At 61.4% G+C, this 17251-nt stretch carries 16 protein-coding genes; all 16 read right to left on the bottom strand.

From position 1 onward, the window contains the following. Positions 1 to 44 precede the first annotated feature (44 nt). Complete coding sequence (locus BLW80_RS11415) at positions 45 to 812, bottom strand: helix-turn-helix domain-containing protein (RefSeq protein ID WP_244528100.1); 768 nt, start codon at positions 810 to 812, stop codon at positions 45 to 47. Between the two features lie 404 nt (positions 813 to 1216). Continuing rightward, entirely contained in the window at positions 1217 to 1744 is a 528-nt protein-coding gene (locus BLW80_RS11410) for a 4-vinyl reductase (RefSeq protein ID WP_093757974.1), read from the bottom strand. Between the two features lies 1 nt (position 1745). After that, positions 1746 to 2723 (bottom strand): dipeptidase, encoded by a 978-nt coding sequence (locus BLW80_RS11405; protein ID WP_093757973.1) that lies wholly within the window; start codon positions 2721 to 2723, stop codon positions 1746 to 1748. Positions 2724 to 2801: 78 nt separating this feature from the next. Beyond that, positions 2802 to 3521 carry an ABC transporter ATP-binding protein gene (locus BLW80_RS11400; protein WP_089266582.1) on the bottom strand — a complete coding sequence of 240 codons (720 nt, stop codon included), beginning with the start codon at positions 3519 to 3521 and terminating at the stop codon, positions 2802 to 2804. Further along, positions 3518 to 4306: an ABC transporter ATP-binding protein gene (locus BLW80_RS11395; protein ID WP_093757972.1), complete on the bottom strand. Its 789-nt coding sequence runs from the start codon at positions 4304 to 4306 to the stop codon at positions 3518 to 3520. The genes BLW80_RS11400 and BLW80_RS11395 overlap by 4 nt, the downstream gene beginning before the upstream one ends. Beyond that, on the bottom strand, positions 4303 to 5469 hold the full coding sequence (locus BLW80_RS11390; protein ID WP_210185317.1) for a branched-chain amino acid ABC transporter permease: 1167 nt from the start codon (positions 5467 to 5469) through the stop codon (positions 4303 to 4305). The genes BLW80_RS11395 and BLW80_RS11390 overlap by 4 nt, the downstream gene beginning before the upstream one ends. Then, complete coding sequence (locus BLW80_RS11385) at positions 5466 to 6377, bottom strand: branched-chain amino acid ABC transporter permease (RefSeq protein ID WP_068737795.1); 912 nt, start codon at positions 6375 to 6377, stop codon at positions 5466 to 5468. The genes BLW80_RS11390 and BLW80_RS11385 overlap by 4 nt, the downstream gene beginning before the upstream one ends. A 22-nt stretch (positions 6378 to 6399) precedes the next feature. Further along, the gene (locus BLW80_RS11380; RefSeq protein WP_093757971.1) at positions 6400 to 7584 is read right to left on the bottom strand and encodes a branched-chain amino acid ABC transporter substrate-binding protein; all 1185 of its coding nucleotides are present in this window, start codon (positions 7582 to 7584) and stop codon (positions 6400 to 6402) included. Between the two features lie 278 nt (positions 7585 to 7862). Continuing rightward, positions 7863 to 8714 (bottom strand): formyltetrahydrofolate deformylase, encoded by an 852-nt coding sequence (purU, locus tag BLW80_RS11375; protein WP_170849637.1) that lies wholly within the window; start codon positions 8712 to 8714, stop codon positions 7863 to 7865. A gap of 100 nt (positions 8715 to 8814) precedes the next feature. Then, positions 8815 to 9222 carry a dihydroneopterin aldolase gene (folB, locus tag BLW80_RS11370; RefSeq protein ID WP_093757970.1) on the bottom strand — a complete coding sequence of 136 codons (408 nt, stop codon included), beginning with the start codon at positions 9220 to 9222 and terminating at the stop codon, positions 8815 to 8817. A 12-nt stretch (positions 9223 to 9234) separates the two neighbouring features. Further along, positions 9235 to 10524 carry a serine hydroxymethyltransferase gene (glyA, locus tag BLW80_RS11365; protein ID WP_093757969.1) on the bottom strand — a complete coding sequence of 430 codons (1290 nt, stop codon included), beginning with the start codon at positions 10522 to 10524 and terminating at the stop codon, positions 9235 to 9237. A gap of 9 nt (positions 10525 to 10533) precedes the next feature. Continuing rightward, entirely contained in the window at positions 10534 to 11907 is a 1374-nt protein-coding gene (locus BLW80_RS11360; RefSeq protein ID WP_093757968.1) for an L-serine ammonia-lyase, read from the bottom strand. A gap of 29 nt (positions 11908 to 11936) precedes the next feature. Next, positions 11937 to 12506, bottom strand: a complete 570-nt coding sequence (locus tag BLW80_RS11355; protein WP_093757967.1) for a sarcosine oxidase subunit gamma — start codon at positions 12504 to 12506, stop codon at positions 11937 to 11939. After that, positions 12499 to 15489, bottom strand: a complete 2991-nt coding sequence (locus BLW80_RS11350; protein ID WP_093757966.1) for a sarcosine oxidase subunit alpha — start codon at positions 15487 to 15489, stop codon at positions 12499 to 12501. Before BLW80_RS11350 ends, BLW80_RS11355 begins: the two co-directional genes overlap by 8 nt. Continuing rightward, complete coding sequence (locus BLW80_RS11345; RefSeq protein ID WP_093757965.1) at positions 15486 to 15779, bottom strand: sarcosine oxidase subunit delta; 294 nt, start codon at positions 15777 to 15779, stop codon at positions 15486 to 15488. Before BLW80_RS11345 ends, BLW80_RS11350 begins: the two co-directional genes overlap by 4 nt. A gap of 16 nt (positions 15780 to 15795) precedes the next feature. Then, positions 15796 to 17049, bottom strand: coding sequence for a sarcosine oxidase subunit beta family protein (locus BLW80_RS11340; protein ID WP_093757964.1), 1254 nt, complete (start codon positions 17047 to 17049; stop codon positions 15796 to 15798). Between the last annotated feature and the right edge of the window lie 202 nt (positions 17050 to 17251).

The raw sequence follows: 17251 nt of genomic DNA, 5'->3' as shown, positions 1-17251 counted from the left end.
GAGGCCGAAAGGACCCTGATGTGCGCTTTACTACCCTGCCGACATCAGTAGGCCTTCTTCAGCAAATCGCTGGGGAACCTGCATTGCCAGTCGCGCGGCGCCAAGCCCCGCGGCAATCCGGTCGCAGCAGAAAAGATGCGAGTGAAGTGGCTTTGATCCGCAAAGCCACAAGCCTGTGTAACATCGGCCAACGGCATATCGGTCTTCATCAGAAGATCTCGGGCCTGCTCGACGCGCTGGGACAGTGTCCACTGGCCGGGCCACGAAGCCACCACGCAGGATAGACCGGGAAGAAACCACGGTCTTGTCTGTAAGTCATCGGTATTGAACGATCGGCCACCACGCGGCGTTCCGAACGCTTCTCCGCGGCCTGACTTGCATCCCTCTGCCATGCTTCGGAAACTATATCGATGCATGCAGCCGTGCATATCGATGCGCCGACGTAGGTGCATGAGATCGTGACCACCGCCGAACTTGTTGCCGCCATCAGGAGCGAAGCAAGATAGGCTTGGGCCTGTCGCCGTCCTTGCCATGTCGATAGCCGAGCCGACGCTGAAATAATACGGCACGACCTCTCCCAGACAGCAGTCTAGATAGATCATCTTCGGCGCGTCCGGCCATGCGAGCGATACAGTGCAGCCGCTCGCGGTCGCCAACCGCTGTAACTGCTCGTGGACAACGGGCAGAACTCTCATATTACTCAGTAGCGAAAAAACCGGCATCAGAACGCGCGGACGGAACTGATATTTGCCACCGACGGGTTCGTAATCGAGGTAACCCGCGGCCACCAAAGCTCGGGTCAGCCGGGACACGATCGGCTTCGAAGGTACTCGACGATATTTCCAAGACAATCTCGGAGAAGCCTATCGAACGCGCTTGTATCGACCGATTGCACCGAGACGGGACAATCCCATAGGGCGGAGCCCTCGCGGTCGTTGCGTGGACGCACTACGAGGCCCACCATGAAATGTTAGATTCCAATCATGGTTCTACACGGAATACTCGTACGGCAAGCCGCCCCTTGGCAGCACAGACCCACGATCATTCGCGCGATAACTCACGGTGAGCCAAAATGCGGCAGCACCTAACGAGGCGGTGGCACCGCTGCCGGAGGCCTCTCGTCTACTGCAACTTTCTGAATGCTTGGCCGATCTGATTGCGCTAGCCAGGCTAGGCGCGTCTCAATACCGTCGCAGACGGATTTCGCCGGCTCAAATTAAGCCGGCTCGACCTTGAACAGACAATGATCGTGAGCGCCTTCAGCCTCGCAATAGACCTCCTGCGCCCGCAGCCTGACCTCACGACCGGCACTTGCGGCAACATATTCGAGCGAGCCCTCGAGCCAAGACGCAAACATGTAACACACCTTGCGACCGCTGTTGCGGCGCTCGCCATCAACCATTGCCGAATTTCGCAAGCGCACTGTCGCCGTCCCTGCTTCCGGCGACACGTCGAGTACATCAAATTGGCCCCATCCGCGCTGCGTGATGCGGCGCATATAGTGACGGAACACATCGATGCCGGACATGCCGTGGAATTCGGCTTCCTTCTCGCACCAGTAATAGGCCGAGCGATGGCCGGCCGGCCGCAGAATGCGCTCCAGCTCCGCCGCTCCCACCGCCGCCTCGATGGCGAAGTGGTTGTTCATATAGAAATGCTGCGGCACCAGAATCATATTGGTCGCGTCGACCGACCAGCGCCCGGTCTGGTCGTCAACATTGATATCAACCTGCGGCTTCCCCATCTCAGGCTCCCCAGACGGTCTTCAGGAGATTAACCCAGTTATTGCCAATGACGGCCTCGATGCGTGAGGCCTTCCAGCCGCGCTTCTCCATGGCGGCGGTAAGGTTCGGCCATTCGCCGATGGTCTTGATGCCTTCGGGATTGATGACGTCGCCGAAATTGGTGAGGCGGCGGCCATATCCCTTGTCATGGGTGATCCAGTCGAAGAATTCCTGGCCATAGCCCTGCGTGAAGTCGGTGCCGATGCCGACGCTGTTCTCGCCGCAGATATCGATGACGTATTCTATTGCCTCGACATAATCGTCCACAGTCGATGCCGGACCGCGCTTCAGGAAAGGCGGGAACATGGTGACGCCCACAAAGCCGCCGTGATCGACAATGAAGCGCAGTTGCTCGTCGGACTTGTTGCGCGGATGCTCCTTCAAGCCGGCTGGCAGGCAGTGCGAATAAGCAACCGGCTGCTTGGAGGCGAGGATGACATCTTCGCTGGTCTTCGATCCGACATGCGACAGGTCGCAGAGGATGCCGAGGCGGTTCATCTCGGCAACGACCTCGCGACCGAAGTCGGACAGGCCACCGTCCTTGGACTCGTAGCAGCCGGTGCCGACCAGATTCTGCGTGTTATAGGCCATCTGGATGATGCCGACGCCGAGCTCCTTGAACAGGCCGAGATAGCCGATCTGATCCTCGATACCAGTGACGTTCTGCCAGCCCAGGATGATGCCGGTCTTGCCTTCCTCCTTGGCCTTCAGGATGTCAGCGGTCGTGTAAACTTGCTTGAGAATGTCGTCGTTGTCTGCGAACCAGCGCTTCCACTTGACCACATTGCGCATGGTGGCTTCGAAGCCTTCCCAGACGCAGCAGGTGCAGTTGGCGGCGGTCAATCCGCCCTTGCGCATGTCCTCGAAGACCGGACGCCCGAAATCCGAGATGATCAATCCATCGACGACGATGGCGCTTTCATGGATGGTTGAGGACATGACGTTTCCTTTCAGATGATAGTCTGACTTTTCGTTGTGATGCGGCAGCCATATCAGCTAGCGCGACGTTCTTTCTGATCAGTGCGCTCCACCGAAGTAGGCGCTTTGGACTTCCTCGTTCTTTGCCAGCATCTCGGAGTCGCCCTGGACGATGATCTTGCCTTGCGACAGCACATAGCCGTAATGGGCGATCGCGAGGGTCTGGTTGACGTTCTGCTCGACCAAGAGGACCGTCACACCGGTTTCGTTGAGCCGGCGGACGATGTTGAAGTTCTCCTGCACGAACAGCGGAGACAGGCCCAGCGATGGCTCGTCGATGATCAAAAGCTTGGGATCCGTCATCATTCCGCGGCCGATCGACACCATCGCCTGCTCGCCGCCGGACATGGTGCCGGCAAGCTGCTTGGCGCGCTCTTTCAGGCGCGGGAACACCTCATACACCTTGCCAAGGCGCGCTTTGACCGTCTTCTCCGCATTGACGAGATAGGCGCCGACCCGAAGATTTTCTTCGACCGTCATCTTCGCGAAGATCCGGCGCCCTTCGGGAATGCAGGCAATCCCGAGACCGACGATCTCGTGGGTCGCCATCTGATCGAGCGTCTTGCCTTCGAAAGCGATCGAGCCGGCGCGCGGCGGCGTCAGTCGCAGGATTGAGCGGATCAGCGTCGACTTGCCGGCACCATTGGAACCGAGGATACAGGTGATCTTGCCCGGCTGCACGTCGATGGAAATGCCGGACAGCACGTCGGCCCGATCATAGGCGGTGAAGATGTTCTCGACTGTGAGATGACCGCTCATGCTTGCCCCAGATAGGCTTCGCGGACCACAGGATCAGCCGCGACATCACGGAATTTGCCTTCGCAGATCTTCTTGCCGTAGTTCAGCACGACACAGCGATCGGTGACGCGTTCGATCAAGCCCATCTCGTGCTCAACAATGATGATCGTGAGCCCGCCGAGCGATTTGCGGATGCCGAGAATTTCATCCACCACCTGATCCGTCTCGTCATGGGTCATGCCGGCAGACGGTTCATCGAGCAGCACAAGCTTTGGCTTGCCGATCAATGCGCGGCAGATCTCAACCCTGCGCCGATCGATCATGCCGAGCGAGATCGCCGGATCGAACAGCTTGTTCGGCAGCGCGGGATTGAAGACATGCAGCAGCTCGCGGGCTTCATCCGCGATTTTCTGCGCTTCCGCGGCGAATGATTTCCGCTGCACGATATTGTGCCAAAGGCCATTGTTCAGCGTTCGCTGCGCACCCAGCGCAATATTGTCGAACACCGATAGCGACAGGCACAGGCGCGATCGCTGGAACGTGCGCGACAGGCCATAAGACGAGATGTTGTGAGCCTTCTCGCGGGTGATGTCGATGTCACCCAGCAAGATCTTGCCTGCACTTGCGGAATAGACGCCGCTGATCACATTGAGGAACGTGGTCTTACCGGAGCCGTTCGGCCCGATCAGTCCGAGCACTTCGCCATTGCGGACGTCGATGCTCAGCTCATTAAGTGCGAACAGGCCGCCGAAACGGACCGTCAAGCCGCGGCTCTCGAGCAGCACGTCGTTGGACAAGCTCGTCATGCGCTTGCCTCCGTATGCAGTTTTCGGACCCGGCGCGCCACGAAGCCGTCCGGGCGCTTGGTCAGAATCGCGATGACCAGGACGGCGTAGAAGATGAGCCGGTATTCCTGGATGAATTGAAGCTTCTCGGGCAGCAGGACGACGATCAGCGCCGCTGGCAGAACGCCCCAACGATTGCCGATGCCGCCCAGGATCACGATGGACACCATCACCAGCGAGTCGCCGAATGTGAAATTCGCCGGCGCTATGAACCCCGTCATTTTCGCATAGACCGCCCCCATCAGGCCGGCCAGGAAGTTGCCGATCGTGAATGCTAGCACTTTCCAGTAAGCTATCTTTAGTCCGAAAACGGATGCTGCGGTCTCGTCGAGGCGCACCACATCGAACCAGACACCGACCCATGAGCGGTCCAGCAGTCCGACAAAGATCATCGCCAGCGCCGTCAGAATGCCGGTCAGGATCACGTAGTTCACATAGGACGACAGCACGAGGCCGAAGATGTGGATGTCATTGGTGAAGTCCCAGCCGAACAGATTGATGCCGGGAAGCTTCAGGCCCTGCGGACCGCCAAAGAAGTCATTCGCGTCGAGAAAGACGTTGAACATCACGCCGAACGCCATGGTCGTCAGCGCGCCGTAATGTCCGCGGGTGCGCAGCACCGGGAGGATGAGCAGCGAGCCGATGAAGACCGCGACCAAGCCGCCGCAGACCAAAACCAACCCATCGGGCAGACCGCCCTGCTGTCCCAGCATCGCTGCGGTATATCCGCCGGTGCCGGCGAAAGCTGCGGCTGCAAAGTTGGTCAGGCCAGCATACCCCATCTGCACAGTGAGGCCGAGGCAGATCGTCGCGTAGATCAGCACCGTTGCCAGCATCAGCAGGCCGAAATTGTCGTCGCGCAGCACGAAGATGACAGCGAGCGAGGCCACCATGATCAGGCCACGCAGCAGCCAGGGATTTTCCGAAGCGGCGACTTCCATCGCGGCGACGCCTCCGAACCGAGCGGCGCAGAAGCAGACCGCAGCCGTAATCGCCAATGCGGCACCGAGCAATTTCTGGTTTTCGATCAGGACCAGCGCAGTGAGCGCCACTGCAGCGAAGGCCACAGCAACAAACAGCGGCCACACCGGCACCCGTACAAGCATCCGAGAGGTCGGCGTCATACCCGCTCGCTCCCGCGCTCGGCGAGAAGCCCGGTCGGCCGCCAGGTGATGAGGACGATGATCAGCACGAAAGCAAACACGTTCTTGTAGTCGCTCATCGACGGCATCGCGGCGACGACGAAAGTCTGCAGCCCCGCGAACAGATAGCCGCCGATGATCGCGCCCCAGATATTGCCGAGACCGCCCACGATCGCAGCCGTGAAGCCGATCACGGCCAGCAGCAGGCCCATGCTGTAATTGATCTCGCTGTAATACAGCGCATAGATCATGCCGGCGAAGCCTGCGGTGATGGAGCCCAATGCAAAGGTCAGCGGGATGATGCGACCGAAATTGATCCCCATCACACGTGCCGTTTCGGTATCTTCGGCCACCGCCCGCATCGCGAGGCCGAATTTGGAGTGGTTGATAATCCAGTAAACGGCGCCGATCGAGGCGGCGCCGGCAATGATCAGAATAATCGCGTCGGTGCGAAAGAACGACGGACCGATATTGAAACCACCGGCCGGCAGCAGTTCCGGAAAGCGCTGCGGATTGGTGCCGTTCGGAAAGAACAGCCGGATGGCTTCACGGATGGCCGTACCGACCATCATCGTCATCAGCAGCATATTAAGCGGCGGCGCATTGCGCAGCGGCATGATGAGGAAATGCGAGATGCCGGCGCCGACCACCGCGGTCAGTGCCATTGCCACGCACAGCGCGACAATGAACTGCAGAGGCACCGACAGTCCCAGCGCATTCGCCGCCCAGACGGCGACGAGGCCTCCGAAGGCGCCGAGCGTGAGCACGTCCCCATGCGAGAACTTGATCACGTTCATGACGCCGAAGAAGATGGTGAACCCCATGGCAACGAGGCCATAGATCGTTCCTTGCATCAAGCCGTTCAGCAGGTGTTGACCGATCATACCCATGGGATGTCCCGACGATCCGCGCTTACGGCAGGTTCTTGAGCTTGCGCTTGCCGGACACGTATTCGCTTTCTTCCCAGACCACCCACTTGCCGTCCTGGACGATATAACTCGTGGTCAGCGGCGTGATGTTCTGGCCATGGTCGTCGAAGGTGACCGGACCGACGATGGACGGACGGTCCTTCACATCGCCAAGGTCGGCGGTGACCTTGGCGCGATCCGGCCCGACCTTCTCGATGGTCTCCATGACCAGACGGGTGGCGACATAGGCGAACGGTCCGTAAGCTTCCGGCGGTTCGGAATAGCCGGCGGCCTTGTAGGCATCCGCAAACATCTTGCCGCCCGGCATCTTGGACAGCGGCGGGCTGTCGAAGAAGGTCAGCGTGCCTTCGGCGAGCTCCGGACCAGCGGCGTTAACGAACGCGTCGCCCATGATGCCGGAATTGCCCTCCAACTGCGCGTTGATGCCGAACTTGGCCATCTGCGTGCGAAGGCGCGCACCAAGCGGCGTCAGGCCACCGAAATAAATGACCTCCGGATTGAGCTCCTTGATCTTGGTCAGCTCAGCCGACAGATCCTGCTGATCCGGCGGGACCGAGAAGCTGCCCAGGATCTCATTACCGTTCTCGAGCGTGAACTGGGTGAAGTACTTGTTCATCGACTTGCCGTAGTCCGTGGAATCGGCGAAGGACACGAACTTCTTGTAGCCGCGCGCCTTCATGAACTGTGCGCCAATGCGGTTCTGGCCGATCAGGATGCCGCTGACGCGATGCACTTCCGGATATTTCTTGGCATAGGTAATTTCGGGCAGCACTGCCGCCCACACGACCATCGGCATCTTGAAGCGATTGAAGATATCGACGGTGGCAATCGCGGTAGCGGAACAGTAATGCGGGATCGCGGCAATGATCGAACGATCGGACGCGATCTTGGTGACGACCTGCACGCCCACGTTGGGCTTGCATTCGTCGTCAAGCACGACGAGCTCGTACTCATATTTGGTGTTGGGCTCGGCATTCATCAGCTTCACGGCCAGTTCGGCCGAGTTGCGTCCGCCAATACCGTGAGGCGAAATAGCGCCGGTCAGCGGACCCACGAAGGCGATCTTCACCTTGTCCTTGGCGAAGGCCGCGCTGAAGCTACCAAAGGCCAGTGGCAACACACTCGCAACGGCCAATGCGGCCAAACCACGCTTGCTAATCGTCCCCATCGCTGATCCTTCCAGGTTGATCCAGCCTGCAACGCTAGTGGTCCGCGAATACGGCAGATAGGATGCACGCGCGCTGTTGCTTGTAGAATTGCGTCATAACTACCGAATATCGACTGCCTGTTCTTGATTGGCGCGCCGACCGCTCGTCGAGACGATTTTGCGTAGCAAACACAGTGATTTCCGCTGCGCTGCAAAATTCATCGCGAAGATTAAATCTTGGCCTGCCCATGCTTTTCAAACGAGCATTCGCAGCATCATTCGTCGTCGCATTGCGGGCGCTAGAACACCACCGTCTTGCGTCCATTCAAAAGGACACGACGCTCGAGATGAAGCCGCACGGCCCGCGCCAGAACTCGCGACTCGATGTCGCGCCCAACGGCGACGAGATCGTCCGAGGACGACGCATGCGTCACCCGTTCGGTCTCCTGTTCGATGATCGGGCCCTCGTCGAGATCCGGCGTCGCGTAATGCGCGGTAGCGCCGATGATCTTGACGCCCCTGTCGTGGGCCTGGTGATAGGGCCGCGCGCCCTTGAAGCTCGGCAGGAAGGAGTGGTGGATGTTGATGACATGACCATAGAGCTTGCTCGACAGGTCGTTCGACAGGATCTGCATGTAACGTGCAAGAATGACCAGATCGGCGCCTTCCTTCAGATACAGCTCATAGAGTTGCCGCTCCTGCTCCGGCTTGGTCTCGTTGCTGACGTGCCAGTGGTAATACGGGATCCCCGCCTTCTCGGCGATCGCTTCGCAGTCGCGGTGGTTTGACACGATCGCGACGACCTCGGCTTTCAGCCAGTCGACTTTAACCTGATAAAGCAGCTGCTCGAGACAACGGTCCGACTTGGAGACCATGATGATCAGCCGGGGACGCGACGCGGCATCGACCAGAACCGCGCTCATCTCAAACCGCGACAACACCGGATTGAGCACCGATTCCAGAGTCTTCCGGCTGATCGAATCCGGCGTCTCGAAAGCAATGCGCATGAACAGGCGGTTGGTCGTCCGGTCCCAGAATTGCGCGCTTTCCAGGATGTTGCTGTCGACATCGGAAATCGCCGTCGCGACGGTCGACACGATGCGCGGACGATCCTGGCAATAGAAGGTGAGGATCCAGTTCTTCTTCATCATCTTGCTTGTCTCAATGGTGGATCGATCGTGCGGCTGCGATCGCTATAGGGTGAAACATGTTGGTGTGGCTGCCGCGCAGCGGGACGGCGGACGCCCTGCATCACGCGATCTGACGATGCCTGTCGGCGCGGTATCGCGTCAGCTCTATGCCGACTTCTTCTAAGATCGCTGTGATTGGCGCCTGCGGCTTGTGGACGGTGACGCGCACGGCGCTGGCGCGCATATGGACATCGAGAATGCCGTCGGCGATGGCTGCCGCGGCCCGCTCCAACAGCACATGGCGCGAGGCCAGAAATGCCTCAGTCGCGGTGGCGACGACCGACGCATAGTCGATCGTCTGTCCTATATCGTCCGAACTGGCCGCATCGGAGAGATCGACCTGCAGATCGATATCGATCACAAAGCGCTGCCCTAGTTGCGCCTCGTGATCCAGCAGGCCGTGGCGCGCGTGAACATTCAGCCCCTGGATGAATATCCCGTCCGCCTGCCCCTCTCCGACACGCTCCATCAAGCGGCCTGATCAGGACCGATAGATCGGGAACGACGCAACCAGCTCGGCGACGCGGCCACGTGCTTTTGCCTCGACCTCCGGCGCTCCCTGGTCTGGCGCGCCGGAATTCGCATCCAGGACGGTGGCAATGAGCTTGCCGACTTCTTCGAATTCACCGACGCCAAAACCGCGCGACGTCGCGGCCGGCGAGCCGAGCCGGATGCCCGAGGTGATGGTCGGCTTCTCCGGATCGAACGGGATACCGTTCTTGTTGCAGGTGATGTTCGCCCGCCCGAGCGCCGCCTCGGCGAGCTTGCCGTTCAGGTTCTTTGGCCGGACATCGACCAGCATCAGGTGATTGTCGGTGCCGCCGGTGACGATCGGATAGCCGGCCTTTGAGAGCGTGTCCGCCAACGCGCGCGCATTGGCGACGACGTCAGCCGCATATTGACGGAACGAGGGTTGCAGCGCTTCGCCGAACGACACGGCCTTGGCGGCGATGACATGCATCAGCGGCCCGCCCTGCAGTCCCGGAAAAATCGCCGAATTGATCTTCTTGGCGATGTCCTCGTCATTGGTCAGGATCAATCCGCCGCGCGGTCCGCGTAGCGTCTTGTGGGTGGTCGAGGTCACCACATGCGCATGCGGGAACGGCGACGGATGAGCGCCGCCGGCGACGAGACCAGCGAAATGCGCCATATCGACGAACAGATAGGCTCCGACCGCATCCGCGATGCGGCGGAACGCGGCAAAATCCCAGAACCGCGAATAGGCCGAGCCGCCGGCGACGATCACCTTCGGCTTGTGCTCCACTGCCAGTTTCTCGAGCTGCTCCATGTCGATGGTGCAGTCGTCGCGACGAACGCCATAGCTGACGACGTTGAACCACTTGCCCGACATGTTCGGCTTGGCGCCATGGGTGAGATGACCGCCTGCCGCAAGATCGAGGCCCATGAAGGTGTCGCCGGGCTTCATCAGCGCCATGAACACTGCTTGGTTGGCCTGGCTCCCGGAATTCGGCTGCACATTGGCATAGCTGCAGCCGAACAGCGTCTTGGCGCGCTCGATCGCAACCTCCTCGACTTCGTCGGCGAAGCGACAGCCGCCATAGTAGCGCCGGCCGGGATAGCCTTCGGCATATTTGTTGGTCAGCACCGAGCCCTGCGCCTGCAGCACTGCACGCGATACGATGTTCTCGGACGCGATCAGTTCGATCTCGTCACGCTGCCTGCCGAGTTCTCCGGCAAGCGACGACGAGATGGTTGGGTCTGCTTGGGCGAGATCGGTCGTGAAGAATGCCTCGCGTTCGGCTTGGGTCATGGTCTTCCCTCAACATTCTGCCAGATTGACAGCGAGACCTCCCAGTGAGGTCTCCTTGTATTTCGATTGCATGTCGCGCCCGGTCTCGCGCATCGTCGCGATCACCTTGTCGAGCGGCACTACATGGGTGCCGTCGCCCTGCAACGCGAGCGACGCCGCATTGATCGCCTTCACGGCACCAAAGGCGTTGCGCTCGATGCATGGCACCTGCACCAACCCGCCGATCGGATCGCAGGTCATGCCAAGGTGATGCTCCATGCCGATCTCGGCAGCGTTCTCGATCTGCTCATTGGTGCCGCCGAGCACCGCCGCGAGCCCCGCCGCCGCCATCGAACAGGCCGAGCCGACCTCGCCCTGGCAGCCGACCTCCGCGCCGGAAATCGACGCATTCATTTTGAACAGCGCGCCGATGGCGGCAGCAGTCAGCAGGAACACGCGCATGTTTTCAGGTGACGCCTCGCGGCAATGGTCGCGGAAATAGCGAAGCGTGGCCGGGATGATGCCCGCCGCGCCGTTGGTCGGTGCCGTCACCACCTTGCTGCCGGCCGCATTCTCCTCATTGACCGCAATCGCATACAGACTGACCCAATCCATCACCTCATGCTGGGCGCGGCTGTTCGAACTTGCAGCGGCGACAAGGCGCCGATGCAGTGAGGGCGCGCGGCGCTTGACGTTCAGCCCGCCCGGCAGCTGCCCCTCTTTGGTCATGCCGCGATCGATGCAGTCCATCATCACCTGGATAATGCGATCGAGCCGCTGCTCGATCTCGTCCGCCGGGAGCGACGACATCTCGTTGGCCATGACAATCTGCGCAATCGACAGACCGGTTTTCGCACCGATCTCGAGCAACTGTTTGCCTGACCTGAAAGGATGCGGGACGGGAACGTCCTCGACAATGCCGACGACGCCCACCTGCGCTTCCGGAACGACAAAGCCGCCGCCGACGGAGCACCAGCGCTCGCCGTGAAGGATATTACCGTCCTCCCCAAAAGCGGAGAGCGCCAGCGTATTCGGATGGTTTGGCGGCTCGGTCACGCCGTCGAAGATGATGTCATTGGCGAAATCGAACGGAACGTTGCGCCGCTCGGCAATCCGCAGCGTGCCCGCCGCGCGGGCACCATCGACCAGCGTCTCCGCCTCTTCCGGATCGATCGTTTCCTGAAACTTGCCGGCAAGACCGAGAACGACCGCCTTGTCGGTGCCATGACCGCGACCGGTCCAGGCCAGCGAGCCGAACAGCTCGACCTTCACGCGCGCGAGATCCTTCAGCAGGCCGCGCTCCGCAAGCTGGCTGGCAAACAGCGCCGCAGCCTTCATCGGTCCCATCGTATGCGATGACGACGGCCCGATGCCTATCTTGAAGAGATCGAACGTTCCAATCATCGCGCGGTCTCCAGGGCGCAGCGGGGCTGCTAGGACAGGCTTCGCGCTTCGTCGAGGAATTGCCAGACATAGGGCGCAAACGAACGCCATACATCCACATGGAACACGTGCTCTTCAGAACGTGACAGCAGAAGTGATGCCTTGCCCAGCACCGTGCGCGTGCACATCCCGACCGGGAACGCCTTGAGGGACAGATCCAGCGGGCAGCCATGGTTCAGCACCAGCGCCGCCGTTGGACCTGCAACCGCGATGCCATCCGAACGATGGCTGACATCCACCAGCGAACAGGCCTGCGCTTGCAGCGCTGCCGACATCCCGCCAAATACCTCGATCGGATCCTCGTTCACCGCCTGGAACAGCCATTCGTCCGGCCCCAGCCAATAGACAGACCGGCTGCCGACAGCCGCGAAGCGGCAGGCCTCAAGGCTCGGCTTGACGCCAAAATGCGCCCCGGCAGCCTCGATCGCCTCGGTCTTGCCGCGAAACACCAGCTTCGCCGCATCGGGAAGAATCGAGAGCGTCGTGGCGAACGCAGCAGTGGTGCCGGATGACTGCATTGGGGACAACGCGTTCGAACGCATGATCGCAGGACTAAGCATTCAAACGTTCCCCCTTCGGATCGAACAATATCGAGTCGACGACTTTCGCCTTGATCACGCCATCCGGCATCGGGATCGAGAGCTCCTCACCCATCCGCGAGCGACCGCCGCGAACGAGTGCCAGCGCGATCGAACGGTTCAGCGTCGCGCTCCAGTAGGAGGAGGTGACATGTCCAATCATCGGCACCGGAATGGGATGCGCGGGATCGAGCACGATCTGGGCGCCCTCTTCGAGGACCACCTTGGGGTCCGTCGTCAGCAACCCGACCAGTTGCTTGCGGTCTTCCCTGACCAGCGCCGGCCGCGACAGCGAGCGCTTGCCGACGAAATCCCGCTTCGCCTTGCCGACAGCCCAGCCGAGGCCGGCGTCATCGGGCGTCACCGTGCCGTCGGTTTCCTGACCGACAATGATATAGCCCTTCTCCGCGCGCAGCACATGCATGGTCTCGGTGCCGTAGGGCGTGATCCCGTAGGGCTTGCCCGCCGCGAAAATCGCTTCCCAGACCGCCCGGCCATAGCCGGCGGGAACGTTGACCTCGAAGCCCAGTTCGCCGGTGAACGACACGCGGAACAGCCGCGTCGGCACGCCGCAGATACGTCCTTCGCGGACGCTCATATGCGGCATGGCATCGGCCGACAGATCGACGCCCTCGACCAACGGCTCGAGCACCTTGCGCGCATTCGGTCCCTGCAAGGCAATGACCGACCACTGCTCGGTGGTCGAGGTGAGCCACACTTCGAGATCCGGCCATTCGGTCTGGAGGTAGTCCTCCATCATGGACAGCACGCGGGCCGCGCCGCCGGTCGTCGTGGTAACGTGGAAACGATCCGTCGCCATGCGGCCGACGACGCCGTCATCCATGATGAAGCCGTCTTCGCGCAGCATCACGCCATAGCGCAGCCGACCGGGCTCCAGCTTGGTCCAGGCATTGGTGTACATGCGATTCATGAATTCGGCAGCGTCCTTGCCGACGATCTCAATCTTGCCAAGCGTTGAGGCATCGAAGATGCCGACCGACTCGCGCGTCGCCTTGCATTCGCGCGCGACGGCGGCATGCATATCTTCGCCTACCTGCGGGAAATACCAGGCGCGCTTCCAGACGCCGACATCCTCGAACTGTGCGCCCTGGGCTTCGGCCCATGGATGGATGCTGGTCTTGCGCACGGGATCGAACAGATCACCACGCGATTGGCCGGCAAAGGATCCGAAGGTCGTCGGCGTATAAGGCGGCCGGAACGTGGTCAGGCCGACCTTCGGCACCGCGACATCGATCTGCTTCGACACGACACCAAGGGCGTTCATGTTGGACAGCTTGCCCTGGTCGGTGGCCATGCCGGTGGTCGTATAGCGCTTGACGTGCTCGATCGACCGAAACCCTTCGCGGGTCGCGAGCCGGACATCCTTGGCCGTTACGTCGTTCTGGAAATCGACCCAGGCCCGCTTTTCCGCCTGATGATCGGTCATCACGGAGCCGATGAACCCATCGGCACCCACCGACTGCGTGGAGACCGTATAGCTGCGCTCGCCGCGCGGGGAGAAGCCGGCCTTGGCCGCAGCGTCCCGACCACCCTTGGCGCCGCTTTCGATGACGCTTTCGAGCGCGAACAGTCCCTTGCACGCCCCGACCGACCGCTCACGCTCGACAGACTCGCCAGGCACATAGGCCCGCAGCTCTTCGCTGTAGCTGAGCTTGCCGCGGCTCTGCGAGAACAGATGCACCGACGGCGTGAACCCGCCGGACATCAGGATAAGATCGCAAGCCACCATCTCGGCATCGCCGCCTTGCGCGTTGGAGATCTGCGCCGACTTTACCCGCAGCCAGCCCGACGTGCCGCGAACGATGCTGTCGGAGCGAACCTTGATGCCTTCGGCGCGTGCCTTGTCGACCCAATGGCCCGACGCGCTCTTGCGCAGATCCACGATCACCTGGATCCTGGCGCCGGCTGCCTTGAGGTCCAGAGCCGCGCGATAGGCGCTGTCGCAGGCGGTGAACACGACCACCTGCTTGCCCGGCACCACGCCGTACCGATTCACATAGGTCCGGGCAGCATCGGCCAGCATGATGCCCGGCCGGTCATTGTCGGTGAAGACGAGCGGCCGCTCGATTGCGCCGGCCGCCAGCACGACTTCCTTTGCCCTGACCTGCCAGAGCCGCTCACGCGGCTGGTTCGTCGCGGGATTGCTGAGATGGTCGGTGACGCGCTCGTTGAGACCGACAAAATTGTGCGGGTACCAGCCAAACGCCGTCGTACGCGACATCAGCTTCACATTGGGGCGCTTACGCAATTCATCGAGCGCCGCGCGCGTCCATTCGGCGGCCTGCATGCCGTCGATCGATGCCGAACGATCGGACAGCAGCGAGCCGCCCATCTCTGCCTGCTCGTCGCACAGGATCACGGTGGCATCGCTGTTGCTGGCTTCGAGCGCTGCGGCAAGACCCGCAGGTCCGGCGCCGACGATCAGCACGTCGCAATGCGCAAACACCTGCGTATAGCGATCGGCATCCGGCTCGGCTGGCGCTCTGCCGAGACCCGCCATCCGCCGGATTACCGGCTCATAGAGCTTCTTCCAGGCCGTGCGCGGCCACATGAAGGTCTTGTAGTAGAAGCCCGCCGGCAGGAAGGCCGAGAAATATTCGTTGAGGAAGCCGGCATCAGTCTCGAGCGACGGCCAGCGATTCTGGCTTTCGGCCACCAGCCCGTCATAGATCTCGACCTGGGTCGCGAGCAGGTTCGGCGTATAGCGCGACTGGGCCGCGCCGACACCGACCAGCGCATTCGGCTCTTCCGAGCCGGCGGAGACGAAGCCGCGCGGCCGATGATACTTGAACGAACGCCCGACCAAATGCACGCCATTGGCGATCAACGCGGAGGCGAGCGTGTCGCCGGCCAGACCCTGATACGACTTTCCGTCGAACGTGAAATGAACTGCGTTGCGGCTTTCAGCGACGTCGCCGCGCCGCACGCGATACGTACCCGTCATGGCTTGGCACCCTGATGTTCGGCTTCGGGGCGCTCGCCCATGCGATAGGTGCGCTTGATGACGTCCGTGGTCGTGTCGCGACTGGCATTGAAGAAACGGCCGCAGCCATTGGCGTGCCGCCAACGCTCGTGATGCAGCCCCTTGGTATTGTCGCGCATATAGAGGTAGGCGGCCCACTCGTCGTCAGTGAGGCTCATCGGGTCGGCCGGGCGGGTGATATGCGCCTGCCCGCCATTGGCAAATTCGGCCTCCGGGCGCGGCCCGCAATAGGGGCAATTGATCAAGAGCATCTCGTTTTCCCCGCTATCAATGCGCCACGGCGGCCGCAGCCGCTTCGTCGATCACGGCGCCATCGCGGAATCGCTCGATGGTGAACGGCGCGTTGATCTTGTTCGGCTCATCCTTGGCGATCGTGCTAGCGAACACCTCGCCCGATCCCGGTGTCGCCTTGAAGCCGCCGGTGCCCCAGCCGCAATTGACGTACAGCCCGGATACCGGCGTCTTCGCCACGATCGGCGAGCGATCCGGCGTGACATCGACGATGCCGCCCCAGTTGCGCAGCATGCGCAGGCGCCGGAACGCCGGCACCAGTTCGCAGATCGCATCCAGCGTATGATTGACGATATGCAGGCCGCCACGCTGCGTATAGGACGTGTAGACGTCCGTTCCCGCACCGATCACCATCTCGCCTTTGTCCGACTGCGAGATATAGGCGTGGATCGTGTTCGACATCACCACGCAGGGGAAGATCGGCTTGACCGGCTCGCTGACCAGCGCCTGCAGCGGGAAGCTTTCCAGCGGCAGACGCACGCCGGCCATGTTCATCACCGTGCTGGTATTGCCGGCCGCGACGACGCCGATGCGCTTCGCATTGATGCTGCCGCGCGTCGTATCGACGCCGACCACCTCGCCGGTCGGCGCGCGGCGGATGCCGGTGACCTCGCAATTCTCGATAATATCCACGCCGAGCGCGTCGGCAGCGCGGGCATAGCCCCAGGCCACAGCGTCGTGGCGCGCCGTGCCGCCGCGGCGCTGCAGCGCGCCGCCGAGGATCGGATAGCGCATAGACCCACCGACATTCAGTGGCGGACAGAATTCTTTGCATTCCGCCGGCGACAGCCATTCATTGTCGATGCCATTGAGACGGTTGGCATGCACATGTCGCTTGAAGCTCTGCACATCGTGAATGTTGTGCGCCAACATCAAGACGCCGCGTGGTGAGTACATGACATTGTAGTTCAGTTCCTGCGACAGCCCTTCCCACAGTTTGAGGGCGTGCTCGTAGATCCCGGCGCTTTCGTCGAACAGATAGTTCGAACGAATGATCGTGGTGTTCCGGCCAGTATTGCCACCGCCGATCCAGCCCTTTTCGAGAACGGCAACGTTTTTGACGCCGTAGCGGCTAGCCAGGTAGTAAGCCGTTGCAAGCCCGTGGCCACCACCACCGACGATGATGACGTCATAGCCCGGCTTCGGTTCAGGCGAACGCCACTGTCGCTGCCAGCCGGCATGACCGGTCAGCCCTGCCCGTAGTAATGAAAGCGCTGAAAATTTCTGCATGGCTGTCCACGTTGTGATTGGACAGAGCCTACAACTCGCTGCCGCTTCGCGGCCAGCATCAGCCCGCCAATCATGTTGGATCAGAGCGACATCGGAACGCCGCAGGTTTGCAAAGCCCCGACACGAAACACGTAGATTTGCGACAAGCCGCCCGGCTTCGCTCGCCAGGGTCTCGAATTCGCGACGTATCCATGCGACACGG

The sequence above is a fragment of the Tardiphaga sp. OK245 genome, assembly GCF_900108575.1.
GTDB lineage: Bacteria > Pseudomonadota > Alphaproteobacteria > Rhizobiales > Xanthobacteraceae > Tardiphaga > Tardiphaga robiniae.
The sequence above is the reverse complement of the archived record's forward strand: the minus strand, read 5'-3'. Positions and strand labels throughout refer to the sequence as shown.